The sequence below is a fragment of the Streptomyces sp. NBC_00637 genome (assembly GCF_045161545.1).
Taxonomy (GTDB): domain Bacteria; phylum Actinomycetota; class Actinomycetes; order Streptomycetales; family Streptomycetaceae; genus Streptomyces.
The window spans coordinates 8013294-8036322 of the sequence record NZ_CP109046.1 but is presented as its reverse complement, the minus strand read 5'-3'; the positions used below and the strand labels follow the sequence as shown (position 1 = coordinate 8036322).

The 23029-nt window shown below is 72.4% G+C and carries 18 protein-coding genes; 7 read left to right on the top strand and 11 right to left on the bottom strand.

All coding sequences use genetic code 11. The features are described 5' to 3' along the window. Positions 1 to 251: 251 nt before the first annotated feature. Positions 252 to 1580, bottom strand: a complete 1329-nt coding sequence (locus tag OG440_RS35505) for a molybdopterin-dependent oxidoreductase (protein WP_406010858.1) — start codon at positions 1578 to 1580, stop codon at positions 252 to 254. 65 nt (positions 1581 to 1645) lie between these two features. On the opposite strand from OG440_RS35505, the gene OG440_RS35500 reads away from it, so the two are divergent. The 4 genes from OG440_RS35500 (at position 1646) to OG440_RS35485 (ending at position 6994) form a co-directional block, all read left to right on the top strand. Then, positions 1646 to 3139: a hypothetical protein gene (locus OG440_RS35500; protein WP_406010857.1), complete on the top strand. Its 1494-nt coding sequence runs from the start codon at positions 1646 to 1648 to the stop codon at positions 3137 to 3139. Between the two features lie 193 nt (positions 3140 to 3332). Continuing rightward, positions 3333 to 3920 (top strand): hypothetical protein, encoded by a 588-nt coding sequence (locus OG440_RS35495; RefSeq protein WP_406010856.1) that lies wholly within the window; start codon positions 3333 to 3335, stop codon positions 3918 to 3920. A 168-nt stretch (positions 3921 to 4088) separates the two neighbouring features. Then, positions 4089 to 6023: a glycoside hydrolase family 5 protein gene (locus tag OG440_RS35490; RefSeq protein ID WP_406010855.1), complete on the top strand. Its 1935-nt coding sequence runs from the start codon at positions 4089 to 4091 to the stop codon at positions 6021 to 6023. Between the two features lie 191 nt (positions 6024 to 6214). Next, positions 6215 to 6994: a polysaccharide deacetylase family protein gene (locus OG440_RS35485; protein WP_406010854.1), complete on the top strand. Its 780-nt coding sequence runs from the start codon at positions 6215 to 6217 to the stop codon at positions 6992 to 6994. Positions 6995 to 7002: 8 nt separating this feature from the next. Here the strand turns inward: OG440_RS35485 and OG440_RS35480 are convergent, their stop codons facing one another. The 7 genes from OG440_RS35480 to OG440_RS35450 form a co-directional block, all read right to left on the bottom strand. Next, positions 7003 to 8043, bottom strand: coding sequence for a YihY/virulence factor BrkB family protein (locus OG440_RS35480; protein ID WP_406010853.1), 1041 nt, complete (start codon positions 8041 to 8043; stop codon positions 7003 to 7005). Positions 8044 to 8173: 130 nt separating this feature from the next. After that, positions 8174 to 11209: a glycosyl hydrolase gene (locus OG440_RS35475; RefSeq protein ID WP_406010852.1), complete on the bottom strand. Its 3036-nt coding sequence runs from the start codon at positions 11207 to 11209 to the stop codon at positions 8174 to 8176. A 396-nt stretch (positions 11210 to 11605) separates the two neighbouring features. Next, positions 11606 to 12052: a hypothetical protein gene (locus OG440_RS35470; RefSeq protein ID WP_406011550.1), complete on the bottom strand. Its 447-nt coding sequence runs from the start codon at positions 12050 to 12052 to the stop codon at positions 11606 to 11608. 11 nt (positions 12053 to 12063) lie between these two features. After that, complete coding sequence (locus tag OG440_RS35465) at positions 12064 to 12954, bottom strand: DUF1932 domain-containing protein (RefSeq protein ID WP_406010851.1); 891 nt, start codon at positions 12952 to 12954, stop codon at positions 12064 to 12066. An 84-nt stretch (positions 12955 to 13038) separates the two neighbouring features. Further along, the gene (locus tag OG440_RS35460) at positions 13039 to 14520 is read right to left on the bottom strand and encodes an MFS transporter (protein WP_406010850.1); all 1482 of its coding nucleotides are present in this window, start codon (positions 14518 to 14520) and stop codon (positions 13039 to 13041) included. Positions 14521 to 14974: 454 nt separating this feature from the next. Next, positions 14975 to 15946: a helix-turn-helix domain-containing protein gene (locus OG440_RS35455; protein WP_406010849.1), complete on the bottom strand. Its 972-nt coding sequence runs from the start codon at positions 15944 to 15946 to the stop codon at positions 14975 to 14977. A gap of 49 nt (positions 15947 to 15995) precedes the next feature. Beyond that, on the bottom strand, positions 15996 to 16643 hold the full coding sequence (locus OG440_RS35450) for a hypothetical protein (RefSeq protein ID WP_406010848.1): 648 nt from the start codon (positions 16641 to 16643) through the stop codon (positions 15996 to 15998). A 341-nt stretch (positions 16644 to 16984) separates the two neighbouring features. Here OG440_RS35450 and OG440_RS35445 point away from each other — a divergent pair, with 341 nt between their 5' ends. Beyond that, the gene (locus OG440_RS35445) at positions 16985 to 18310 is read left to right on the top strand and encodes an alpha/beta fold hydrolase (protein WP_406010847.1); all 1326 of its coding nucleotides are present in this window, start codon (positions 16985 to 16987) and stop codon (positions 18308 to 18310) included. A gap of 98 nt (positions 18311 to 18408) precedes the next feature. On the opposite strand, the gene OG440_RS35440 is transcribed toward OG440_RS35445, so the two are convergent. Further along, complete coding sequence (locus tag OG440_RS35440; protein ID WP_406010846.1) at positions 18409 to 18852, bottom strand: ATP-binding protein; 444 nt, start codon at positions 18850 to 18852, stop codon at positions 18409 to 18411. 398 nt (positions 18853 to 19250) lie between these two features. Between OG440_RS35440 and OG440_RS35435 the strand changes: the two genes are divergently transcribed. Then, positions 19251 to 19736, top strand: a complete 486-nt coding sequence (locus OG440_RS35435) for an acyltransferase family protein (RefSeq protein ID WP_406010845.1) — start codon at positions 19251 to 19253, stop codon at positions 19734 to 19736. Here OG440_RS35435 and OG440_RS35430 read toward each other — a convergent pair. Continuing rightward, positions 19721 to 20557: a chitosanase gene (locus OG440_RS35430; protein WP_406010844.1), complete on the bottom strand. Its 837-nt coding sequence runs from the start codon at positions 20555 to 20557 to the stop codon at positions 19721 to 19723. The genes OG440_RS35435 and OG440_RS35430 overlap by 16 nt on opposite strands. 357 nt (positions 20558 to 20914) lie before the next feature. Here OG440_RS35430 and OG440_RS35425 point away from each other — a divergent pair, with 357 nt between their 5' ends. Further along, positions 20915 to 21964, top strand: a complete 1050-nt coding sequence (locus OG440_RS35425) for a PP2C family protein-serine/threonine phosphatase (RefSeq protein ID WP_406010843.1) — start codon at positions 20915 to 20917, stop codon at positions 21962 to 21964. Here the strand turns inward: OG440_RS35425 and sigJ are convergent. Next, positions 21961 to 22911: an RNA polymerase sigma factor SigJ gene (gene sigJ, locus OG440_RS35420; RefSeq protein ID WP_406010842.1), complete on the bottom strand. Its 951-nt coding sequence runs from the start codon at positions 22909 to 22911 to the stop codon at positions 21961 to 21963. The genes OG440_RS35425 and sigJ overlap by 4 nt on opposite strands. Positions 22912 to 23029: the final 118 nt, after the last annotated feature.

The window sequence follows — 23029 nt, the reverse complement described above, 5'->3', positions numbered from 1 at the left end:
CACCCGGACGTACATCACCCACCGCCGGTGACCGGTCGCCCCGAGCCCCTGTACGACAGCCCGGTCGGCCACGGCGTACAGGGGCAGCAGCACGAGGTCGTGCAGCAGCGCCGCCCCCACCCACCACAGGGCCACGCCCAACCAGTCGTCGGCGAGGAGCCGTACGCCCGCGTAGGCGGCGAGCGCGAACGAGCAGGCGAGCAGGAGGATCTGGAAGGGACTGCCGATCGGCGGCCGTCGTCGCACGGGTGTCATCGCGTCTCTCCGAACGTCATCCGGGCCACCCACTTGGTGTTGAGCACGCCGGGCGCGGCGGGCACGATGACGCGCGCCGGGTGGCCGTGGTCGGGGGTCAGGGGCTCGCCGTTGACGTACAGGGCGAGCAGGGAGCGCGGGTCGGCGACCTGGTTGGCGCGCAGGGCGGCGTGGCGGAAGGCGCCGCGCCGCTGGAGGGACTCGACGAACACGTCCGGCGGGTCGCCGTCGTAGCCGACGAGCGCGGCCAGGTCCCGTAGCCGCACGCCGCGCCACCACTGGTCCGAGGTCGACCAGCCCTCGACGCACGCGATGGGCAACGCCGAACTGTGCAGGGGGAGTTCGAGGAGCTGCTCGCGACTGAGACGGAGGGTGCCGGTGGGCCCCGTGACGACGAGCCGCCACGCGTCCTCGTCCGTCTCCGCCGCGGTGATCCCGGCGTACGCGGCCGTCTTGTTGATCTGGAAGCCGTTCGGGCCGCTGCCCGGGTCGGTTCCGCCGTGCGGGGCGAGCAGGGCGGTGCGCCGCGGGAACCCGTCGAAGCTCTGGCCGGCCGTCGTCGCGAACAGCAGCAGCGAGCCGCCCCCGACGAACCACAGTGCCCCGCGCCGCGAGACGGTCGCGGGATCAGGGCGCGGGGAGACCAGCTCCCGCGAGGCGGCGTCGGCGGGCGCGGACGCCTGCGAGGGGCCCGGCTCCCGCTCCTCCCGCAGACGGCGCACATTGCGTACGGCCGCCGGTGTCTTGAGTACCGCGTGGGCGACGAACGCGGCGAAGAAGACCCACGCGCCGTAGAAGTGCAGGGGGTAGAAGGAGCCGGGGAAGACGTAGTCGAGCTGGACGTTGAGGATCCCGGTCGTGAACTCGAAGAGTGCGCCGCCGACCAGCATCAGCAGGGAGATCCGTTCGAGCGCGTGGGCGAGCGAACGGGCCGGCGGCAGCGTGAACAGCTTCGGCACCACCGACCACAGCTTGGCCAGCAGGACGGGGACGAGGGTGATGCCGAGGGTGACGTGGACGCCCTGGTTGAGCCGGTACAGCCAGTACGGGCGGGTCGGCCAGGCGAACAGATAGAAGCCGAGGATCCCCTTGTCCGGGGTCTTGTCGTTCACCGGCGAGAGGTCCGGGTTGTAGGCGGCGTACGAGACCAGTCCCGTCACGAACAGCACCGTGATGCCGGCCAGCAGCACCAGGCCGAGTACCGAGGTGAACCAGGGGCCGCGCAGCGGGCTGCGCCAGAAGCCGGGAGAGGTGGGGAGCCGTGAGTCGTCTCGCATGTCCCGACCGTAGGCCGCGGCACCCCCGGGAAAGGGTGCGCGACCCATGACGAAACGCTGACGTCCGGCCCGGACGGCGGCTCGCGGGCCGCCGCTCGGCCTAGCGTGCCCGTGTGACACGCACCCTGCGCTCCGCCGAGCCGCGAGCCCCGCGCTCCGTCGGCCCCACCCGCGATCTCCGCCGTGACCTCCGCCGTGACCTGTACGCGGCAGGCGCCGCCGTCCTGCTCGTGACGGCGGCCGTGCTGATCGGTTTCCACATCCAGCGCACTCGCCACACGCTCCGGGTCGAATGGCCACCCCTGCTGGCCAGTTGGGGCCCTCACGTGGGGCCCGGGACGCCGGCGGCCGTCCTGGTGGCGATCGCGACCGTGGGGTACGGTCCCGCGCTGGCCGCCCGCCTGCCCTGGCGGGCCCTGCTCGCGACGGCCTGGGGCACGGCCACGGCCTGGATCCTCTCCCTCGCCCTGATCGACGACTGGCAGCGGGGCGTCGCCGGCCGGCTCACCACCCGCCACGAGTACCTCCAGGTCGTCGGCCGTTTCCACGACGTCCCGGCGGCACTGCGCGACTTCACCCACCACATCCTCCTGGAGTCCCCCGACAACTGGCCCGCGCACGTCGCCGGTCATCCCCCGGCGGCGACGCTGACCTTCGTCCTGCTCGACCGGGTCGGGCTGCGGGGCGGGGGCTGGGCGGGAACGTGGTGTGTCGTCGTCGGCGCGACGGCCTGTGTGGCCGTGCTGGTGGCGGTGCGGGCGCTGGCCGGCGAGGGGCTCGCGCGGCGGGCGGCGCCCTTCCTGGTGCTGGCTCCGGCCGCGGTGTGGATGGGGACCTCGGCCGACGCGTACTTCGCGGCGGTCGCCGCGTGGGCCGTGGCACTGCTGGCGCTGGCGGTCACGGGACGCCCGGTGCGGAGCGCGGCGCTGGGCTCGGGCCTGCTGTTCGGCCTGACCTGCTACCTCTCCTACGGCCTCACGCTCGTCGCGCTCATCGGCGCGGCGGTGCTGCTGATCGGCCGGGGCCGCGTCCGGGAACGTCCCGGACTGCTCGTGTTCCTGCTCGCCGGGGCGGCCGTCGTGCCGGCGGCGTTCGCCCTCGCCGGGTTCGACTGGTGGGAGGCGTACCGGCTGCTGGTCACGCGCTACCGCCAAGGCGCGGGCGGGGTCCGCCCCTACGGCTACTGGGTCTGGGCCAATCTCGCCGGCACGGTCCTGATCACGGGCCTGGCGACGGCGGCCGGTATCCGGCGGACCGGTGCGCGCCTCCTCCGCCACCGCGGCACCATGCTCGCGCGACCGGGCTCCGACGCCGCCCGCGCGACCCCGGCGCCCGACGCCGGGGCGACCACTGCCGTGGCGAACCCGCCCGACCCGCACCCCTCCGGCGCGGACGCCAGCCTCGCCCTCCTCGTCGCCGCCGCCCTGCTCGCCCTGCTCGCCGCCGACCTGTCCGGCATGAGCAAGGCCGAGACGGAACGCATCTGGCTCCCCTTCGCCGTGTGGCTCCTGTCGTCCTGCGCGTTCCTCACCCGCCCACGCGCCTGGCTGGCCGCCCAGGCGGTGCTTGCCCTGCTGGTCAACCACCTGCTGCTGACGGGCTGGTGAACCGTGTGGACGAGGCCGTGACGCGGGCTCCGGCGCCTGGCCCGCCGGTGCCCGCGCGACCGTCCGCGAGCGCGCGGGGCGGTCGGGCGGACTCGCGCCATATCGAGACGGAAAACAGTGCAACCTAGGGGGCAATCAGGGTGTCTCTGTTGTTAACCGACACAACCACCCCACACGTCCTTCGGGGGAGATCATGGTGCGAAGCAGAACCCTCTGGGCCACCGCCGCGCTGCTGGCCGCCGCGCTCGGCGTCGCCGCGGTCCCGGCCACCGCCGCCCCGGCCACCGCCGCCCCGGCCGCGGCGACCCGGGCCGCCGCGGCCTGCCCCACCGGCTGGGGCAGCCTGGGCAAGACCCATTCCGCCGGCACGGCGACGCCGCTGACCAACGTCAGGACCGGCCGGCACGACTGTTACGACCGGTTCGTCGTCGACGTCCCGGGCGCGGGCGCCGCCGAACTCGGCTTCTCGGTCGCGTACGTCGACCGGCTCTACCAGGACGGCTCGGGCCGCCCCATCGCCGTCGGCGGCGGTGCCGTCCTGGAGGTGCGGGTCGACGCGCCCTCCTACGACCCCGAGACCGGCACGCCCACGTATCCGGGACGGGTGGCGCAGCCCCTGCCGGGTGTGAACCTCGCGGGGTACAGCACCTTCCGGGACACGCGGTACGCGGGCAGCTTCGAAGGGGTGACGCAGTTCGGGCTCGGTGTCCGGGCGCATCTGCCGTTCCGGGTGCAGCGCCTGGCCGACCACCTCGTGGTGGACGTCGCACACACCTGGTGACCCCGGACGCCCGGACGGCTCCCGGCGCCCGGCCTCGCGGGCCGGCGCCGGGCGTGGGCGGTCCGGGCGGCCGAGCGCCGGTTCAGGCGGCCCCCGGGACATCTCCGGCGGGATTTCGTAGGCTGTCGGTCGCCGTTCGCCACCCCACCGCGCCCCGCAGAGGACCGGATGCAGACCCTCAGACTTGTCAAGTACCTGACATTAGCCGTGGTTCTCGTGCTGCTGGCCCCGGCACCGACCGCGGCCGCCGCCCCGTCGGCCGTCACCACGCCCGTCGCGGCCGACCAGGGCGCCCTCGCCGCCGGGGCCACTCCCCCGGCGGCGGAGGACTGGCAGCCACCCCTGTCCACCCGTGGCCGCTACATCGTCGACGCGCAGGGGCGCCGTTTCCGCCTGAGATCCGCCAACTGGGACGGCGCCCAGGGCTCGTGGTCGGGAAGCGGCAGCACCGCCGATCCCGCCGCCCACCACGCCGGCCAGAACTCCTTCGGCATACCCCTCGGCCTGGACCGCGCGCCGCTGTCCGCGCTGCTCGCCGACTTCCACCGGCTCGGCATCAACAGCATCCGGCTGCCGTTCTCCAACGAGATGATCCGCACGACCACGCCGGTGCCGGACGCCGCCGTCGCCGCCAACCCGCAACTGCGCGGCGGCACACCCCTCCAGATCTTCGACGCCGTCGTGGCCGCCCTCACCCGGGACGGATTCGCCGTCATCCTCAACAACCACACCAACACCAGCCGCTGGTGCTGCGGTGTGGACGGCAACGAACGCTGGAACAGCGCTCGGTCCACCCGGCAGTGGACCGACGACTGGGTCTTCATGGCCCGCCGCTACTCCGCCGACCCCCGTGTCGTGGGCGCGGACCTCTACAACGAGGTACGCCGTGACGTACTGGACGACCCCAACTGGGGTCTCGGCGACGACCACGACTGGTACGCGGCGGCCCAGCTCGCCGCCGACCGCATCCTCACCGAGGCGGACCCCGACCTCCTCATCGTCGTCGAGGGCATCAACTGGACCGGGCTGCCCGTGGACGGACTGCCGCACGAGCGCCCCACGCTCGCGCCCGTGCGCACGCTCTCGCACACCCTCCTGGACGCCCACAAGCTGGTCTACTCCGCCCACTTCTACGGCTACACCGGCCCCCGGCACAGCGGTGCCACCGGGATCGGCGAGACCCACGACCCCCGCTACCAGGACCTGACCCGGGACCAGCTGTCCCAGGTCCTCACCGACCAGGCCTTCTTCGTCACCGCGGAGGGACAGCACCACACCGCGCCCGTGTGGATCAGCGAGTTCGGCATCGGCGCCCAGGAGACGGGCGCCGCCGCGCGCACCTGGTTCGGCGACGTCACCGACTACTTCGCCGACCACGACGCCGACTTCGCGTACTGGCCCCTCGTCGGCTGGGAGGGCCACGACGACTGGGCACTGCTGCGCTACGACAACGCGGGGCGACGGTACGGCATCCTCGACCAGGCCGACTGGCGAGGCGCCGCCTGGGATCACCTCATGACGTCCCCGACCCGCACCGGGACCGTCCCGCCGGTGCCCGTGCGCCGCATGCTCGCCACCGACCACGGCGACGCGGTGCGCTCCCGCCGGGTACGGGCCGGCGGCGACTGGGACCCCGGGGCCACCAAGGCCGCCTGCCCCGACGGCCTCCGGCTGATCGGCCTCAGCCACACCGGCGGCCGGGGCCTGTGCGCCGACACGACCGGCGGGGACCTGCGGACCCCGGACGACACGCAGACGGTCGTGACCGACGAACGTCACGTCCCCGCCGGCGGCGACTGGGCCGGCGGCCACACCAAACTCCAGTGCCCCGCCGGGCAGTTCCTCATCGGCTACAGCCGCCGCGGGGAGCGCGTGTCGGCCGCCCTGTGCGTGCCCGCCCGCACCGCGCTGGGCGGCACCGGACGGACCGTCTGGTTCGACCGGTCCGACAACCGGCCCGCCGACAGCGGCGGCGACTTCGCCCAGGGCCGCTACAAGGGCCAGTGCGCAGCAGACGAGTACGCCGCGGGCATCGCCTTCACCACCCGGTTCGCCGTCGCGCCGGGCCCCGCCGCCCTGCTGTGCGTCCCGTTGAGCCCGTGATCACCGCGCCCTCAACGGGTGGCGCACGGCCCTGCGTTGCGGGCGCGGCCCGCTCCCGCGTCCCGGAACATCCGCGAAAGTGTCCGTGATCGGTAACAGAGGGATCCCGCAGGGCCCTTTTCCCGTCCTGACAGCTGCAGGGGATTCCACCGAGGCACGGAATCCACCGACACGACACGGACAGGGCAGACATGGCGCGGCATGGCGGGCGGGGATGGTACGGCCGGGTTCTCGCGGCGGCGGTCGGTGTGACGGCGATGGCCGCCGCCACCTCGGTGTGGAGCGCGCAGGCGGGTCCGGTGGACGCGGGGAAGGCGGGAGCGGGTGCCTCGGCGCGGCCGTCCGCCGCGGGTGCCGCGCCCGCTCGGGTGTCGGTGGACATCGCCCACGCCTCGGACCACGGCGCCCGCGGCGTCAACATCACCATCGACGACGGGCCGGACCCCGAGTGGACTCCGCAGGTCCTTCAGGTGCTGCGGGAGAACGGGGTGAAGGCGACCTTCTGCATGGTGGGCACGCAGGCCCAGGCCCACCCGGACCTGGTCAAGGCCGTGGTGGCGGACGGGCACCGGCTGTGCGACCACACGGTGTCGCACGACACCGCCATGGACACCAAGGCCGATTCCTACCAGTCGCAGCAGATCCTGGACGCCGAACGGATGATCACCGAAGCCTCCGGGGGTGTCCGCCCGATGTACTACCGCGCGCCGGGCGGCGCCTTCACCCCCTACAGCCGCGATCTCGCCGCCTCCCGCGGTATGCGGCCGCTGGGCTGGAACGTCGACACCAAGGACTTCGAGCGGCCCGGCACCGCCGCCATCGTCGCCACCGTCAAGGCCGAGGTGTCCAACGGCCCGACCGTCCTGTTCCACGACGCGGGCGGGGACCGCTCACAGACCGTGGCGGCGCTGCGCGAGGTCCTGCCGTGGCTGCGGGAGCAGGATTACTCCTTCGGCTTCCCGGTGCGCTGAGCACGCGGTCACTCGGCCTCCCGCCTGTCGTCCTCGCTCCAGGCCCGGGTGTCCCGGGGCTGGATGTAGGGCTCCTCGTCCTCGGGCAGCCCGCCCGCAACGGCCCGCTGCCGGGCCAGTTCGGCGTCGAACTCCAGACCCAGCAGGATCGCGATGTTGCTGATCCACAGCCACACCAGGAAGACGATCACTCCGGCGAGGGTGCCGTAGGTCTTGTTGTACGAGCCGAAGTTGGCCACGTAGAAGGCGAAGCCGGCGGAGGCGATCAGCCAGATCACCAGTGCCAGCACGCTCCCGGGCGTGATCCACCGGAATCCGCGCGCCCGAACGTTCGGCGTCGCCCAGTACAGCAGGGCGATCATGATCGTGACCAGGACGACCAGCACCGGCCACTTGGCGACGGACCACACGGTCAGCGCGCTGTCCCCGATGCCCAGCGCGGCGCCGGCCTGGCGAGCCAGGCCGCCGGTGAACACGACGATCAGCGCGCTGGCGACCGCGAGCACCAGCAGCACCACCGTCACCCCCACGCGCAGCGGCAGCACCTTCCACACCGGCCGCCCCTCGGGCATGTCGTACACCGCGTTGGCGCTGCGGATGAACGCGGCGACATAGCCGGAAGCCGACCACACCGCCAGCACGAGACCGACGATCGCCATCACCGAACCGACGCCGCCCCGGCCTTGCAGCTGCTGCACCGCGTCGCTGATGATGTCCCGGGCCGAACCCGGGGCCACCTTGCGGAGGTTGTCCAGGACCTCGTCGGTCGCCGACTTGCCCGCCAGCCCCAGGAGCGACACCAGCACCAGCAGGGCCGGGAACATCGACAGCACCCCGTAGTACGTCAGCGCGGCCGCCCGGTCCGTGAGTTCGTCGTCCTGGAACTCCCGGAACACGCCTTTGAGCACGGCCGTCCAGGAGCGCTTCGGCAACTGTCCCGGCCCGTCCGGCGCCCGCCGTTCCACCTGCTCGTCCGGCCCCGCCTGCCGCTCCCGACCGGTCGCCGACGCCGTGGAGTCGTCACGGTCGGATTTCGATGTGCTTGCCATGACAGCGGAGTAACCGCAACCGGACGAACCATGCGCGGGCTGTGGGGGCCCGACCCCCTGACCCCGGGATGCGAGCGGCCGTGTCGCGGCTCACCCCCCGTGTGGCGTCGCGGCCCCGGTCCCCTTTCCCTCAGCCGACCGTGGCCTGCGCGTACGGCACGAGGCGTACGGGTCCCACGAGTCCGTGGTCCTGTCGGGCGACGGCGCCGAAGACCGCGGGCTGGGCGACCCGGAGCCGGTTGACGAGGGGGACGGCCACCTCCACCTCGATCACGTTGCGGCCGCGCCGGAGCAGGGTGCCCACGTCGACGACCGGGTGCAGCCTGTCGACGACCGGTGCTGCGGTGCCGTTGACGGTGACGCGGGCGGTGTCGGAGACCTGGCCGAGTTCCAGGTGCGCGCCGTGCGCGGACGTCCACCCGGACGGCAGGTCGATCGTCGTCCGGTAGCGTCCGATGCCCGCGGAGTCGGCCAGCTCCGGGATCCCCGACCAGGGCAGCAGCGTGTCGAGGGTCAGCGTGCGGTGCACGTGGTCGGTCCGGGTCGGGGAGGACCCGGGGTACCAGTCGTCGACGTCCAGCTGCCAGCGGCTCGGGACGAGGGGGGCGGGTACGGACGGGACGACCGTGGTAACCGTACGGCCCGAGGAGAGCCGTGTCGTGCGGGTGCCCGCCTCGGTCGAACGGATCGTCAGCGAACGCCCGTCGAAGAGGGCTTCGGACGCGTCCGTTTCGACGATGTGCGGCCGGGCCCCGTTCCGGTCGCCGAAGAGGTTCGGACGCCCCAGGGCGACGATCATCGTCTCGCCGGGCTGGAGGGCGACCCGCACGGTGACGTCGCCCTCCTCCTCCTCGGTGTACCGGGCGATCCGCGTGACCTCTCCCGTCCAGGGGTCGAGCAGGTAGGGGATCGTCGTTCCGCCCCGGGCCCTGCGGGTGTGGCGCAGTGTCACCTGGTGGTCGATCGGGGCCACGGGCGGCTTGACCGTCTCCGCGTGCTTGCCGTTGCAGAGGTAGTAGAAGTCGGTGTCCCGCGTGACGCGGTGTGCGTTCAGGAGCGTGGACGCGGTCGCGTGGCGTACGTCCGGGGTGACTCCGAGCCCGGTGAGGGCGTCGCCCACGGCGGCCTTGTCGGTGATCCGGGTGACGTGGGGCAGGGCGAGCAGCCGGGCCAGAAGTTCCCGCAGCCGGTCGCTCTCGCCGTCGTCGGGGACCCCCGGCGTGAGCGGCTGGTCGAAAGCTCCCAGCAGGACGATCGGCAGCCCCGCCTCGGCCAGCGTCAGCAGACGGCGTGCGTCGGCCGTGGCGAGGGTGGGCGTGGAGGAGTAGAAGAAGTCGCCCTCGACGAACAGGGCCTTGTAGGCGGGTCCGTCCGGGGCGAGCCGGCCGCCGGAGACGGTGGCGTTCGGCAGGTCGAGCAGCGGACCGCTGAGGAACTGGTGGCTCCAGCCGAGCGGGATGCCGGTCGCGGTGAACCAGGACGCGCCGATGCCGGTGGCGGCGTAGCCGGTCTGCCGGAAGACGGCGACGTCCGCGCGGGCGGTGCCGGACTGGAGCACGCCGTGCACCCGGCCGAGGTAGGCGGCGATGTCCCCGACGTGCTGCCAGGTGGGCTGCCGCGGACCCCACGACTCGCCGTAGCCGGAGGCGCCGTTGTAGGGGCTGAAGGCGGCGAAGCCGGGCCAGCTCGCACCGGGCACCGTGGCGTAGGAGAAGCCGTGGACGACGGTCTGGTTGACGCCGGCCGCGTAGGCGCCGCCCATGGTGCGCAGGAAGCGGTCCCAGGTGGTGCTGTACGCGGAGCCGTTGTAGGCGCCCGCCTCGCAGGACAGCACCGTGTGGCCCGCCATGTCCCTGCCGCCCGCGAGGCAGCGGAAGTCGTCGAGGTTCTTGAAGCCGAGGGACTCGCCCTCGGGGATGTCGAGGATCGCCGCGGACTCGATCGCGTCGGTCTGGAGTCCGTAGGGCTGAGCGCGCAGGGACATGCCGAGGGAGTGGGCCCAGTCCCGCAGCGCGCGGACGTGGTGCCGGTTGAAGAGTTCCGAGAAGGTCTCCCAGAAGTCGTGTCGGATCTGCCGGGTCAACTGCGCCTCGAAGGCGAACACCTGGTTGCTGTCGCTGAGGACGAGGGCGGGCAGGTAGGGCAGCAGAGGCCGCCCGGTGTGCTGGGCGAACGCCTCCGGCAACGAGGCGGTCCAGGTCAGGCCGTCCGTCTCCAGTTCCACGGAGTCCTCGAAGAAGGCGCCGCCCGCCGCCTTCAGCAGGCTCCGCACGGTGGGGGTCAGCACCTGCCGCTCCCAGAAGCCGGTGACGGCCGCGGTGCCCGCCGGGGCGAGGTGGTCGACGACGTAGGCGGCGGGCGCGGAGTGCGGGCCGGACTCGGGCTGCTGACCGCTGCCGCGCGTCCAGTAGGAGATCAGCACCCACTCCCCGGAGTCGGGGGACGTCCAGGTCAGGGTGCCGTCCGCGGCGACGGTGGCGGTGAGGTCGCGGACGCTGGAGAAGTCGAGTCCGGTCTCCTTGCGCGTGGAGTTCGCCGTGTCGACGCGGGCGGCCTGCACGGCGAGCAGCCGCTGCCGGGTCACCCCCGCTGCGGGCGCCTGTACGGGGGGCGGCACCGGTCCCTGGAAGGTGGCTCCGGCGCTCAACGCGGCCCGGCCGTGGACGAGTTCCTTGGCGGCCGCCTCGTCGTCCGGGGTGACGCCGGGAACGGCGACGGGCCAGCTCGGGCCGAGGGTGAGGTCGATGGTGAGGCCCCGTCTCGCGGCCCGGCGCAGCGCTGCCTCGACGCCGTCGCGCCAGGGCCGGCTGCCCCACCCGTGGTGCTCGGTGTCCAGGACGGACTTGTCCTTGACGCTGTGATGGACGGCGGCTATCTCCGCGCCGCCGAATCCCGCGTCCGCGATCTGGTCGATCTCGCGGGCGATCTCGTCGGTGTTCACCAGACCGTCCGGCCACCACCAGCGGAACCTGGGCCGCACCGAACGGGCGGGAGCGGCGAACCAGTCCGTGGCCGGTCCGGGCGTCCCGGCGACGGACGGTGCCGCCGCGGCGGCCGTGCCGGATCCCAGGGCGGCGACGATCCCCGCCGCGATGCCCGTGGTCGCCCCGGCGGCGAGAACCGCTCGCCGTGACATGCCGCCACCCTGCTCGACCGGTTCCCGCATACGTGCTCCCCAGATGGTCGTTCTCGGTTTTGAATCGTTTCAATCCGACTCGAACGCGGGAACGCTAAGCCTCGGTCCGGAGCAAGGTCAAGAGGTCGGCCGGATCAACTCGCCGAAAGACCGCGGGCCATGGCCCGAGTCGGGAGGGGACGGTGTGCCCGTCCGCGCGAGGGCCGGCGTGGGCGTGGTGCACGGTGTGGTCGGAGGCGTGGTGGACGACGCGATGGACGGCTCGGCGGCGAGGACACCCCGGGCCGGTTCGCGGGAGCGAAGGTCGACCCGGCCACGACCCGACCCCCGGACCTGCCCCGACACGATGCCTGCACGACCCGGACACGACCCGGCCCCCGGCGGTTTCCCGCCGGGGGCCGATCTCCTGACCACGACCGTGAAGGGTCAGATCCGACCGCCGGTGAGCCGGGTGAGAGGGCCCTGCGGGGAGCGGCCGGAGCGACGGCCCACGGCGTACGAGGCCGCCGTCAGCGCGGAGAGGCCGGCGCCGACACCGGCGGCGATCAGCTTCCGGTGCGCGATGACCGTCCATGCCGTCTTTGCGGTCGCGGCGACATGGCCGGACGTCGTCACGATCGCCTGACGGCCCACCTCGACACCGCGCGAGGCGGTATGCGCCGCACTCTGCACGGCGCCGGTCGTCACCTCGGCGGAGCGCTGGACCCCGTTCTTGGTGGCCGACGCGGCGTCATCCGTCTTCGTCGCGGCGCTCTTCGCGGCCCGGGCCGCCGGAGCGGTCGCCTTGTCTGCGGTGCGCCGCGCCTTGGACGCGGTCACCCGCTCGCTTGCGGACTGTTCATTCGTCTTCCTGTTCGGTTCACTCATGGACATCGCGTTGCCGCTCACCGCGACGGCAAACCCTCCGGGTCGCGCGACGTGGACGACGGTGTCCCCTGAACGAGATCGGCGATCAACTGCTCACCGGTCACGGCCTGGTCGTCCTTGTGCGCCTCCCATCGGCCGAACGTCCGCGCGGCCGCCTCGGCGAGATCGGACGGCACCCCGACGTCCCGGCAGGCCCGGGCGATCTCGCGCATCTCCGGCTCCCAGCGCCATGCCCGCGATCCGGCGGCGGCCAGGTGTTCCGGCGCGGCCAGCGGGGTGTCCGGCAGCATCTGCCGCGCCAGGTCGCGCAGGTCGTCCAGCACCCCGTGACCGTGGGCCAACGCGCAGGCCTGGGCGGCGAGGGCGTACGAGATCTTGTTGTACGCGGCGAAGGCCAGCTTGAGCGCCGACGCCCGCCCGATCGGCCCGGCCAGGGTGACCGGGGTGAGCGCGGTGCCGTCGAACAGGGCCGAGACCCGTGCCACGGCCGTGTCGTCGCCCGAGAGATACAGCCGGGTCCGTCCCGTCTCGCGCGGGGGCGGTCCGGTGATCCCGCCGTCCACCACGGTCACGACGCCGTCCTCGAACACGCCGGTGATCTCGGCCATCCGCTCGGGACTCACCGCGTTGGCGTCCACGTAGACGCCCCGGAAACCCACCGCCGCCACCTGTCCTGCGACGTCGAGCGCGGCAGCGGGGGGACAGACACTCAGCACGATCTCACAGGTCGCGGCCAGTTCCCGGAGACTCGTGGCGGACCGCAGTCCGTGGGCGACGGCCCGGTCCCGACTCGCCGCCGACCGGCCCTGCGGCAGCCACCAGACCTCGGCTCCCGCCGTCACCGCCTGCGCCGCCACGCGTGCGCCCATGGCTCCCGGATGCAGAATTCCCACGTCTCGATGCCCCATGGGCGGACCCTAACCGGCGGGCTGCCCCTCGGGCCACGACGAGCGGACCACGGGGACACACCCGGCGGGCCGACGCGCCGTGCCTCAGCCGGCGCCCGGGATCGTGCCGCCCTTGAGACGTTCGAGGTCGGAGGGGCGGACCTGGATCACCACGATCGCGATGAGAGCCGCCAGGACCGTGAAGATCGCCGCCATGACGAAGGCGGCCGAGACGCCGGCCGTGAGGACCTCGTCGGACCAGGGGGCGGGGAGTTGCCCGGTACGCCGGAAGGTGAGGCGTTCGGCCGGGGTCGCCTGCGCCAGGAAGTCGGGGACCTGCTTGTCCGCCTCGTTGCGGCTGGCCGTGCCGTACATCGTGACCAGGATGGACAGGCCGAGCGAACCGCCCACCTGCTGGGTGGCGTTGAGGAGGCCGGAGGCGGCGCCGGTCTCCAGCGGCGACACGTTGGACAGTGCCATCAACGTGAGGGAGACGAACTCCATGCCCATGCCCAGGCTGAAGACGAGCATCGGGCCGAGGACACTGCCCGCGTACGTGGAGTCGACGTCGGTGAGGGTCAGCCAGGACAGGCCGCCGGCCGCGAGGATCGCGCCCCCCACCATGAAGGGCTTGGGGCCGTAGACGGGCAGGAACCGTGAGGCGATCCCGGCGCCGACCGCGATGACCGCGCTGACCGGCAAGAAGGCGAACCCGGCCGCCAGCGGGCTGAATCCGAGCACGTTCTGCACGAAGAGCGTCAGGAAGAAGAACATGCCGAAGATCGCTGCGGCGAGGCACAGCATGATGCCGTAGGTGCCCGCACGGTTGCGGTCGGCGAACATGTGCAGCGGTGTGATCGGCTGCCGGGAGCGCCGCTCGATCAGGACGAACACCGCGAGGACGACGACGGCCGCGACGAACGAGGCCACCGTGAGCGCGTCCCCCCATCCTTCCTGCGCGGCTCTGATGAACCCGTACACCAGCAGCACCATGCCGACGGTGGAGGTCAGCGCGCCGGCGATGTCGAAGTGTCCGGGGTGGCGTTCGGATTCCTTGATGAAGCGGGGTGTGGCGAGGGCGATGAGCAGCCCGATGGGAACGTTGACGAACAGCACCCACCGCCAGTTGAGCCACTCGACGAGGATCCCGCCCGCGAGCAGGCCGATCGCGCCGCCGCCCGCAGAGACCGCGGCGAAGACCCCGAACGCCCGGTTGCGCTCGGGTCCTTCCCGGAACGTCGTGCTGACCAGGGAGAGGGCGGTCGGGGACGCGATGGCGCCGCCGACGCCCTGAAGTGCGCGCGCGGCGAGGAGTTGGGCCTCGTTCTGGGCCAGTCCGCCGAGCAGGGAGGCGAGGACGAAGAGCAGCACTCCGAAGATGAACACCCGCCGTCTGCCGAGGATGTCGCCGACCCGGCCTCCGAGCAGCAACAGGCCGCCGAAGGTGAGTGTGTAGGCGTTGACGACCCACGCCAGGCTGGTGGTGGAGAAGTCCAGGGAGCGCTGGATGTCCGGCAGCGCGATGTTCACGATGGTGATGTCCAGGACCACCATCAACTGGCATGACGCGATGACCAACAGCGCCATCGCGTTGCCCCCACCATCCTGTCGGGCGGTGGTCCGGGGCGCTGAGGTCGGCTGCGGGGAGCTGCTCATGACATGGTCGCCCGCTCGTAAGCGGGCCCAGGGAGAGGTCAGGGGACGGACACGTCCGCTGTCGGGTCCACCGTTAGACGCTACGCCCGTGGTCTGACCGTCACCACTCGATCATCCGTGGGCCGTCGTCGGGGGAGGTCGTCGGTCGGCCGACGTCGAGGGGGCGGTCGTCGGTGGGAACCGTGGGCCGTCGGAGAGCGGTGCGCGTGCGCGGCAGCGTCCGTGCCGTGCCAGGACTCCCCCGTCGTCCTGGCACGGCCCCGCTGTCGCGGCGGTGCGCCGCGGTGATCACCAGGATGCGGGTGGGGCGGGTGGTGTGTCGTTGGCGTACGGTCCACAGCTGCTTGGCGGAGCGTCCACCGGCGCCGGCCGAGGGGAGGCCGTCCTATCTCTCGGTCGGTGCCTGTGCGCGCAGTTCGCTGGGCGGAAGGCCGTAGGCGGTGCGGAACGCCCGGGTGAACTCGGCGGCCCGGGGGTAGCCCCAGCGGGCGGCGACGGCGCGGATGGGCAGTGCGCGCAGCCGGGGGTCGGCGAGGTCGCGGCGGGCGTTCTCCAGCCGCTGGTCGCGGATGTAGGAGGCCACGGTGAGGCCTTCGGCCTGGAAGAGGCGGTAGAGGTAGCTGCGGGAGACGTGGTGCGCGGCGGCGATCCCGGCGGGAGTCAGGTCCGGATCGTCCAGGTGCCGGTGGATGAACGTCTTGACCTGGAGGGCGAGGGTGCGCTCGCGGGTCTCCGGCGGCAGCCGGGGGTCGGCGTCCACGGTGTGCGCGAAAAGGGCGGTGACCAGGTCCGTGACGACCGTGCCCAGCCGGGACGCGTCCGAGGGCTGGTACGAGGAGGTGTCCGCGACCAGTTGGCGCAGGAACTGCGAGAGCAGCGCGCCGATCCCCTCGCGGCCCGACAGCAGGCTTCCCAGGACCTGATCGGCTCGGCGGTCGGGCACGGCCACCAGAGCTCGCGGCACCTCGACGCCGAGGACGGTGACGGGCTCGGAGCCGGTGAGCACCTCCCACGAGCGTGAGGAGGAGTTGATGTGGAAGTCGTTCATCCGGTAGGCGGCCTGCTGTCTGCCCCAGTCGGCCGCTCCCTCGCCCTTGAGCAGGAGGGACAGGTGGTACGTCTCGGGGTCGGACTGGCGGATGAGTTTCGGCGTGCGGCGGAAGACCAGGTGGTCGAAGGTGGCCGGCCACACCACGACGTCGCCGAGCGTGATCAGGCGTTGGCAGCCGTGGTAGTCCGCGTGACGGTCGCTGCTGAGCCGCATGGGTGCGTGGGTCCGGCCCATGCGCTCCGTCCACGCCTCGAACCGGTCGCTCACCGGCAGGTCCGTGGTGCGGAAGACCGACTCGTGCAGCACGGGCGTAGTCAACCACACCGGCTTCGCGGGCCTGTTGGTGGCGGTCGGGTCAGCCCAGGTGGGCGGTGTCGACGGTGACGGACCCGGTCTCGGAGGCGGTGACGGTGAGGTAGCCCGGGTCGCCGTTGCGGTCGAGGAAGCACATCGCGTACCCGACGGAGACGGCCGTCTTCCGTACCGGGTTGTCGGCGACGGCCTTCCGGCAGCCCTCTGCCGTCGGCACCCCGGACGAGTCCCACGAGGCCAGTCGGCCGCTGGTGGACATGAGATAGCCGCCCTGGAAGTAGAGGGCATCCGTACCGGCGCCGGCGACCACGGGCGGTGTGGGGGTGAAGTCGTAACCCGTGGGGGCTTTCTGACCGTCCGCCACCTCCATGACGAAGCCGCGCACCAGCGCGGTCGAGGGCGAGGACGTCGTGTCGGGCAGGGCGGCCGTGACCGCCGCGCCTCCTCCCCCGACGACCGCCACGGCGGTGAGTCCGGCGATCAGGGGATGGGCGTACGCCATGCTGAGCAGGGGTCCGATCACCGGGATCGAGAACTTCATCTGCGTGTTCTTCTGCGTGATCCTGGCGCTGCCGCTCGCGGTCGCCGTCTGTGTCGAGGAGTGGTGGGTGCCGGGCCGGGGTGGCTCGAAGGCGTCGTCGCGGGAGTCGTGGTCGCCGAGGTGCGCGCCCCGCGTGCGGTCGGTGTTCATGGCCCGGGACGCTAGCGACAGACGGCCCCGCGGTCTTGTTTTGTCGGAGATTGTCGTCAACGGTCCACATATAGGCATCCGTTGGGCTGCGCGTGACCGGTGAACGCAAGGCTTCGGACTTGCTACCGAGCGGTCATATTACTGAACCGTAACCTACCGACCGCTACCCGAGGTAACGCCGCCCTCGCTACGGTCCTGACAGTTCGTCTAAGAGCGGTACGGGGCAACGGTGGACGACCGGAGCCCCGTACCGCTCGGTCGTCACGGTCCGCACCCCACCGGACCGTCCACCACCCGAGCCGCAGACGAAGGCTCGGCCTCCCCCTCACCGGAGGTCCGCCATGCCCGCCCCCACCCGCCTGCTGGCCGCAGCCGTCACCGCTGCCGCCTGCCTCGGCGTCACCGCCGTACCCGCCGACGCGACCGCGCAGTCGGACGCCGTGGTCTCGCGCGGCGTCACCATCCCGACGTTCTACAACCCGCCCGCCACCCTCCCGGCGGCCGACGGCGCCCTGATCCGCTCCGAACCGCTCCCGCTGGCGCTGAGCCTGCCGGGCATCGACGGGCCGCTGCCCGGCACGGCGACCCGCCTGATGTACAAGTCCACGGACTCGGCCGGCCGCCCCATGGCGGTCACCGGCGCCTACATCGAACCGGCGGCCCGCTGGACGGGCCGCGGGGCACGGCCGATGGTCGTCGTGGCCCCCGGCACCATGGGCCAGGGCGACCAGTGCGCGGCCTCCCTCGGCCTCGAACACCCACTTCTCGTCAACGGCCAGACACTGTCCGTGGGTTACGAGGACCTGGCGATCTACCGTCTCCTCGCCCGGGGCATCGCCGTCGCGGTCACGGACTACACCGGGCTGGGCGCGACCGACCGGCTGCACACCTACGTCAACCGGGTCGACGAGGCCCACGCCGTCCTCGACGCCGTCCGCGCCGCCCGGTCCCTCGACGGCACATCGCTGACGGCCGGCTCCCGGGTGGCGCTGTTCGGTTACAGCCAGGGCGGTGGGGCCACGGCGGCCGCCGCCGAACTCCAGCCCTCGTACGCCCCCGACGTCACCCTCGCCGGGACCTACAGCGGCGCTCCGCCCGCCGACCTGGCCGCCGTCACCAAGGCCATCGACGGCAGCGACCTGGCCGGCGCGCTGGGCTGGTCGGTCAACGGCTTCCTGGAGTCCGACCCCGCCCTGGTGCCGATCGCCGAAGCGCACCTGAACGCGGCGGGCCGCGCCGCCCTCAAGGACCTGTCGACGATGTGCGTGGGCGACGCGCTCCTCTCCTACAACTCGGCCGAGAGCACCGCCTGGACCACGGACGGCCGCTCCCTCAGCGACATCGTCCAGTCCGAGCCGGCCCTCAAGGCGTTCCTGACCGACCAGCGCATCGGCACCCTCGCGCCGACGTCCCCGGTCCGGCTGGCGACCGGCACCGCAGACGACCTGGTACCGCACGCCCAGGCGCGCGCCCTCGCCGTCGCGTGGTGCGCCAAGGGCGCGGACGTCACCTACAAGCCGGTGATCGTGCCCGGTCTCGGCAGCTCCCTGATCAACCACTTCACGCCGTTGCTCGTCGACCAGGGCGACGCGATCTCCTGGCTCACGGACCGGCTCAACGGCAGGACGGTCACGTCCAACTGCGCGACCCTTCCCTTCCAGCCCTGACACGAGTCAGCGCGTCAGCCCTGACACGAGTCAGCCGGCGGGTGGCGGCCGGTACGCGCAGTCGCGGCGTACCGGCCGTCGCCGGGTCGTGGTCCGGGTCAGTCGGACAGGCCCAGACGGGCGACGATCCGCTTGCCGACCGGCTCCTGAGCGACATCGAAGTCCTCCGCCACCGCCCGCACGATCTCCAGTCCGTGCTGGCCCACCCGCGTCGGATCGGGCGCGCGGGGCACCGGCAGCATCGGATCACTGTCCCAGACGACGATCTCCACCGCGGCTCCGGCGATGCGCAGCTGGAGCAGGACGGGCCCGGGCGCGTATCTGAGCGCGTTCGTGACCAGTTCGCTCACCACGAGCTGGGAAAGATCCATGGCCCGCGCCGACACGGCCAAGCCGTGCCGGCTCTGCACCCGACTCAGGAAGTCACCCGTGAGCCGACGTGCCCGGGCGATGCAACCGTCCTTGCCGTCCAGCGCCACCGTCGTCTCGGCAGGGTCCCCGTCGGGAACGGAAGAACCCTGGTCGGGCGGGACAGGTTCCATCCGGACCGCCTTCACTACCCCGTTCATATCGGCGCGACTACCCGCGAACCCTCCCCCTACGCCCCAGCCGTACCACTCACCCGGTCATCGTGCCGCCGTTCGTCGGGGGCGGCATCCGAAGACCCGCCCGGGATGCCGTCCGCAACCGATCTCTGTAACGCTTTCCGCATCTCGTTCCAGGTACGGGCGCGGGACGGAAGTCCGCCGGACCGGGCCGGCCACGGGGGAAGCCGGACGCGGCGCCAGGAGGCCGGCCGGGCGCCGGCTTCTCGCCCCGTCCCGGATCGCCGTCGTCGCGGCGGCCTGCGCGGCGGTCTGGTTCGGCGCGGCGGTGGTGCCCGGGTCGTCCGGCTGCTCGACGGCGCGTCTGCGAGCGCGGCAAGGGGTGGGAGGGCCTGGTGATTCTCGCCGTGATGTTCCTCGGCGCCGCGGTCCACCGGACCGGGAACGGCGGGGCCGACCGGCGGTGCGTGGCCGGCACGGCCGCCGGGGTGCTGGTCTGCGCCGTGGCGAGTGCGTACCGGGGCGGCGACGGCGGCCGCTTCACCCGGCAGGGCTGGATCCTGGCGTTCCTGCTGGCCGTGTTCACCTTCGGCGCCGGGCTGGCGGCACGTCACCTGCGCGTGCCGCGCCCGCTGACCGCGCCGGGAACGATCAGTTACTTGGTCTACCTGGTACATCCCGTGCTGCCGGCGGCCGCCGACGGCACGGTCGGCCGGTGGCGCCACGACGCTCCCGCGCTGGAGGCGGCGTTCCTCGCCGTGCTGCTGCCGCTGTGCGCCCTGACCCATCGGTACGTGGAGGTACCGGGTCAGGCCTGGGGCCGCAGACTGGCGCGCCGCGTCCAGCCGGGATCACGCCGGGGCGGTCAGCCGATGTGGTAGCTGTCGCCGTACACCTTCCAGTCCAGGGGCGGGTCGAGGTCGAGGTTTCCGTTGCGCAGGAAGACGCGCTGGGCGGTGTCGACTCGGCTGGTGTCGCTGTGCGCCTCCTCCTGCTTCATGGCCCAGACGCGGGCGTCGAGGAAGGCGTTCAGATACGTCGTCTCGTCGCCGCCCTGGGCCGGCGGCTTCGCCTTGGCCAGCGCGCGCTTGCGGATGTTGCGGAAGCTGGTGGGGTCGCTGCCGTCGCCGTGCATGACGATGGCGTCGTAGTAGGCGAACTGGCCCAGGACCCGCAGGCCGTCCGTCTTGCCCTGCTGGACGGCGGGGTTGAAGTAGACGCGGTCGCGTTCGTCGTTCTGGGCCTGCTGGAACGCCGCGTCCTGGGCGGCCTTGCGCCAGTCCTTCGGGTAGTTCGGGTCCAGGCCGGAGTGCGAGTCGCTGCCGTCGACCTCGCGCAGGGCGGGCAGGTACCTGGCGAGGACGTTGCCGGGCTTGCGGTCGCTGTAGAGCTCTACGAGGTCGAGCATGTCGCCGGTTCCGGAGCAGAATCCGATGATGCCGGCGGTGTAGCCCCGGCCGTCGCCGATGTCCTCGATGTACTGGTACTGGGCCTTCCAGTCGAGCGAGGAGTTCTCCGCGCTCGACACCAGCTTCATGGCGATCTCCTTCTTCGCCGGGTCGTCGAGGCCCTTCGCGGCGGGGGCCGCGTCCGCCCGGTGGGCGGCGAGGAGCGGGGCGGTCGCCAGGGCGCCGGTGAGGGCGAGGAAGAGGCGGCGGGAGGTGGGGGCTGGGCCGTCGACCGGCCGCGATATGTGCACCACAGTGGCTCCAGGTGAGGAGTGGGGGGTGGGGTGACGCTGCTGTGCAACTGACAGGAAAGTTTCCTATCAAGGCTGGGCGACAGAAGTAACCCCACCGAAGCCATGTTCGTACGATCGAACGAACGGCCGCACCGCCACCGCCCCTCCGTCACCGACCCTGCACCACCGACCCTCCGCCACCGGTTCGCCGCCACGGCGAGGCCGGGCAGGTCGGAGCCCCCCGACCGGCGACCGGAGAGTGGTCGACCCGTGCGCCCGTTTCATCCCTATAAGATCTGCATTGTGATCAGATCAGTTCGGCCTCGGCGCCGCCACCGTGCCCCCGGCGGTCAGCGGCAGGCCGCAACGCTGGCACCGGTGCTCGTCGCCGTACTCATCGCCGGCCTGGCGTTCGCCACTCCACGGGAGGTCGCGTTCAGCCGGCTCCTGCCCGCGGCACCCGCGCTCGCGGCCGCGGTGTGGCCCGTGCTGCCGACGGTCCTGCTGGGGGCCTTCTGCCTTCTGGTCATGATCGGCGTCAGCTTCTTCCACGCCGACCTGGGAACGCCCTACACGGCGGGCGCGATCGCCGCGGTCACCTTTGCAGCCGCATACGCGAGCCATCTCCGGCTCCAGCGCGAGGAGACGCTCTTCCAGGTCCGGCTCGTCGCCGACGCGGCCCAGAAGGTGCTGCTGCGCCCGCTGCCGCACCGCATCCAGGGCATCGAGATCGAGTCGCTGTACCGGGCCGCCCAGGAGCAGGCCCGGATCGGCGGCGACCTGTACGAGGCGGCCGACACGCCGTACGGAGTCCGCCTGCTCATCGGCGACGTCCGCGGCAAGGGCCTGTCGGCGGTGGGGGCGGCCGCGGCGGTGATCAACTGCTTCAGGGAGAACGCGTACGACCAGCCCGACCTGAAGGGGCTGGTCCATCGCCTGCAGATCACCATGACGCGCTACAGCGCCGCGATCCCGGCCGACGACCAGCAGGAGCACTTCGCCACCGCTCTGATCACCGAGATCCCCTACGACAGCGGGCACGTCAAGGTCCTCAACTGCGGGCACCCACCCCCGGTGTTCGTGCAGAACGGCGAGATCCACGTGCTCGAACCCACCCGCCCCTCCACACCTCTCAATCTCGCGGCGCTTCTCGGCGAGCACTACCACGTGGACACCGTCGCCTTCGTCCCCGGCGATCAGATGCTGCTCTACACCGACGGCGTAACGGAAACACGCGATCGCAACGGCACCTTCTTCCCGCTGCCGGACTGGATGCGCCGGCACCGCGCGGCACCGCCCCGTGAGCTGCTGGACCAGCTGCACCGGGACCTGCTCCGCTACGCCGGCGGACGGCTCGACGACGACGTCGCGGCCCTCGCCGTACGCTGCCGGCACCTCGCGGCTCGGGAGCCCTGGGACGTGCCTTAGTCCTCTCCCCGGGCGATCTGCCAGGGACCAAGCTTCTCGGGGTTTCGCACCGCCCAGATACGCCTGATCCGCTCGCCCGCGATCTCGAACGCGAACACGGTCGCGACGTCGCCGTCCTGCCGCGCCACCAAGCCGGGCAGGCCGTTCACCGTGCACTCCAGGAACGTCGTGCGGTCGCCCGACACGCGGGCGATCTCGGCGTAGGCATGGGCGATCCGTTCGCCGCCCGTGATCGGCTGCGGATGGGTGACGGCCAGCCCGCCGCCGTCGGCGGTCGCCGTGGCGTCGGGATCGAGCAGGCCGATCAGCGCGTCGATGTCCTTCGCCTCCCACGCCGTTCTGAACTGCCTCACGATGCGCGCCTGCCCCGCCCTCGGGCCCGCCGGGGCCTGCGCGGAGCGGACGCGACGGCGGGCGGACGAGGCCAGTTGGCGGCACGCCGCCGGAGTACGGCCGACGATCTCGGCGACTTCGCCGAAGGGGTAGCGGAAGACATCGTGCAGGACGAACGCCACCCGCTCGGCCGGGGTCATCGCGTCGAGGACGACCAGGAAGGCCATCGTCACCGACTCGTCGAGGGTGATCCGGTCGGCCGGATCGGCCCCGCCGACGCCGGAGCGCCCGCCGACCCACTCCATGGGCTCCGGCAGCGGTTCCGGGATCCAGTCGCCGACGTAGGTCTCCCGTCTGGCCCGCGCGGAGCCGAACAGGTTCAGGCAGATGCGGCTGGCGACCGTCATCAGCCAGGCGCCGGGCGACCGGATGGCCTGCCGCTCCCGAGGGGACATGGCGTACCAGCGGACGTAGGTCTCCTGCACGACGTCCTCGGCGTCGGCAAGGGACCCCAGGAGTCGATAGGCGAGGTTGATGAGTCTGCGCCTCTCGCTCATGATCGCGCCGAGGCCCGGATCGCTCTGCTCGTCGCCGGGCTCGTCTCCGGTGGTCATGGTCTGGCCGCTCCCTCGCTCGCCGCTGTGCCTCCACCCGTTACGACAGGACAGCGCGCCGGAATGTGAGGCCGACGCGCCGCCTCACATTCCGCAGGGCCGCGTTGTCGTAACGGTG

Bases quoted from the DNA above. Each gene is read 5' to 3' on its own strand.
- OG440_RS35460 (WP_406010850.1), bottom strand. From the start codon at position 14,520: ATGGCGCTGTTGGTCATCGCGTCATGCCAGTTGATGGTGGTCCTGGAC.
- OG440_RS35495 (WP_406010856.1), top strand. From the start codon at position 3,333: ATGGTGCGAAGCAGAACCCTCTGGGCCACCGCCGCGCTGCTGGCCGCC.
- OG440_RS35440 (WP_406010846.1), bottom strand. From the start codon at position 18,852: ATGGAACCTGTCCCGCCCGACCAGGGTTCTTCCGTTCCCGACGGGGAC.
- OG440_RS35470 (WP_406011550.1), bottom strand. From the start codon at position 12,052: ATGTCCATGAGTGAACCGAACAGGAAGACGAATGAACAGTCCGCAAGC.
- OG440_RS35445 (WP_406010847.1), top strand. From the start codon at position 16,985: ATGCCCGCCCCCACCCGCCTGCTGGCCGCAGCCGTCACCGCTGCCGCC.
- sigJ (WP_406010842.1), bottom strand. From the start codon at position 22,911: ATGACCACCGGAGACGAGCCCGGCGACGAGCAGAGCGATCCGGGCCTC.
- OG440_RS35505 (WP_406010858.1), bottom strand. From the start codon at position 1,580: ATGGGTCGCGCACCCTTTCCCGGGGGTGCCGCGGCCTACGGTCGGGAC.
- OG440_RS35475 (WP_406010852.1), bottom strand. From the start codon at position 11,209: ATGCGGGAACCGGTCGAGCAGGGTGGCGGCATGTCACGGCGAGCGGTT.
- OG440_RS35465 (WP_406010851.1), bottom strand. From the start codon at position 12,954: ATGGGGCATCGAGACGTGGGAATTCTGCATCCGGGAGCCATGGGCGCA.
- OG440_RS35490 (WP_406010855.1), top strand. From the start codon at position 4,089: ATGCAGACCCTCAGACTTGTCAAGTACCTGACATTAGCCGTGGTTCTC.
- OG440_RS35485 (WP_406010854.1), top strand. From the start codon at position 6,215: ATGGCGCGGCATGGCGGGCGGGGATGGTACGGCCGGGTTCTCGCGGCG.
- OG440_RS35480 (WP_406010853.1), bottom strand. From the start codon at position 8,043: ATGGCAAGCACATCGAAATCCGACCGTGACGACTCCACGGCGTCGGCG.
- OG440_RS35450 (WP_406010848.1), bottom strand. From the start codon at position 16,643: ATGAACACCGACCGCACGCGGGGCGCGCACCTCGGCGACCACGACTCC.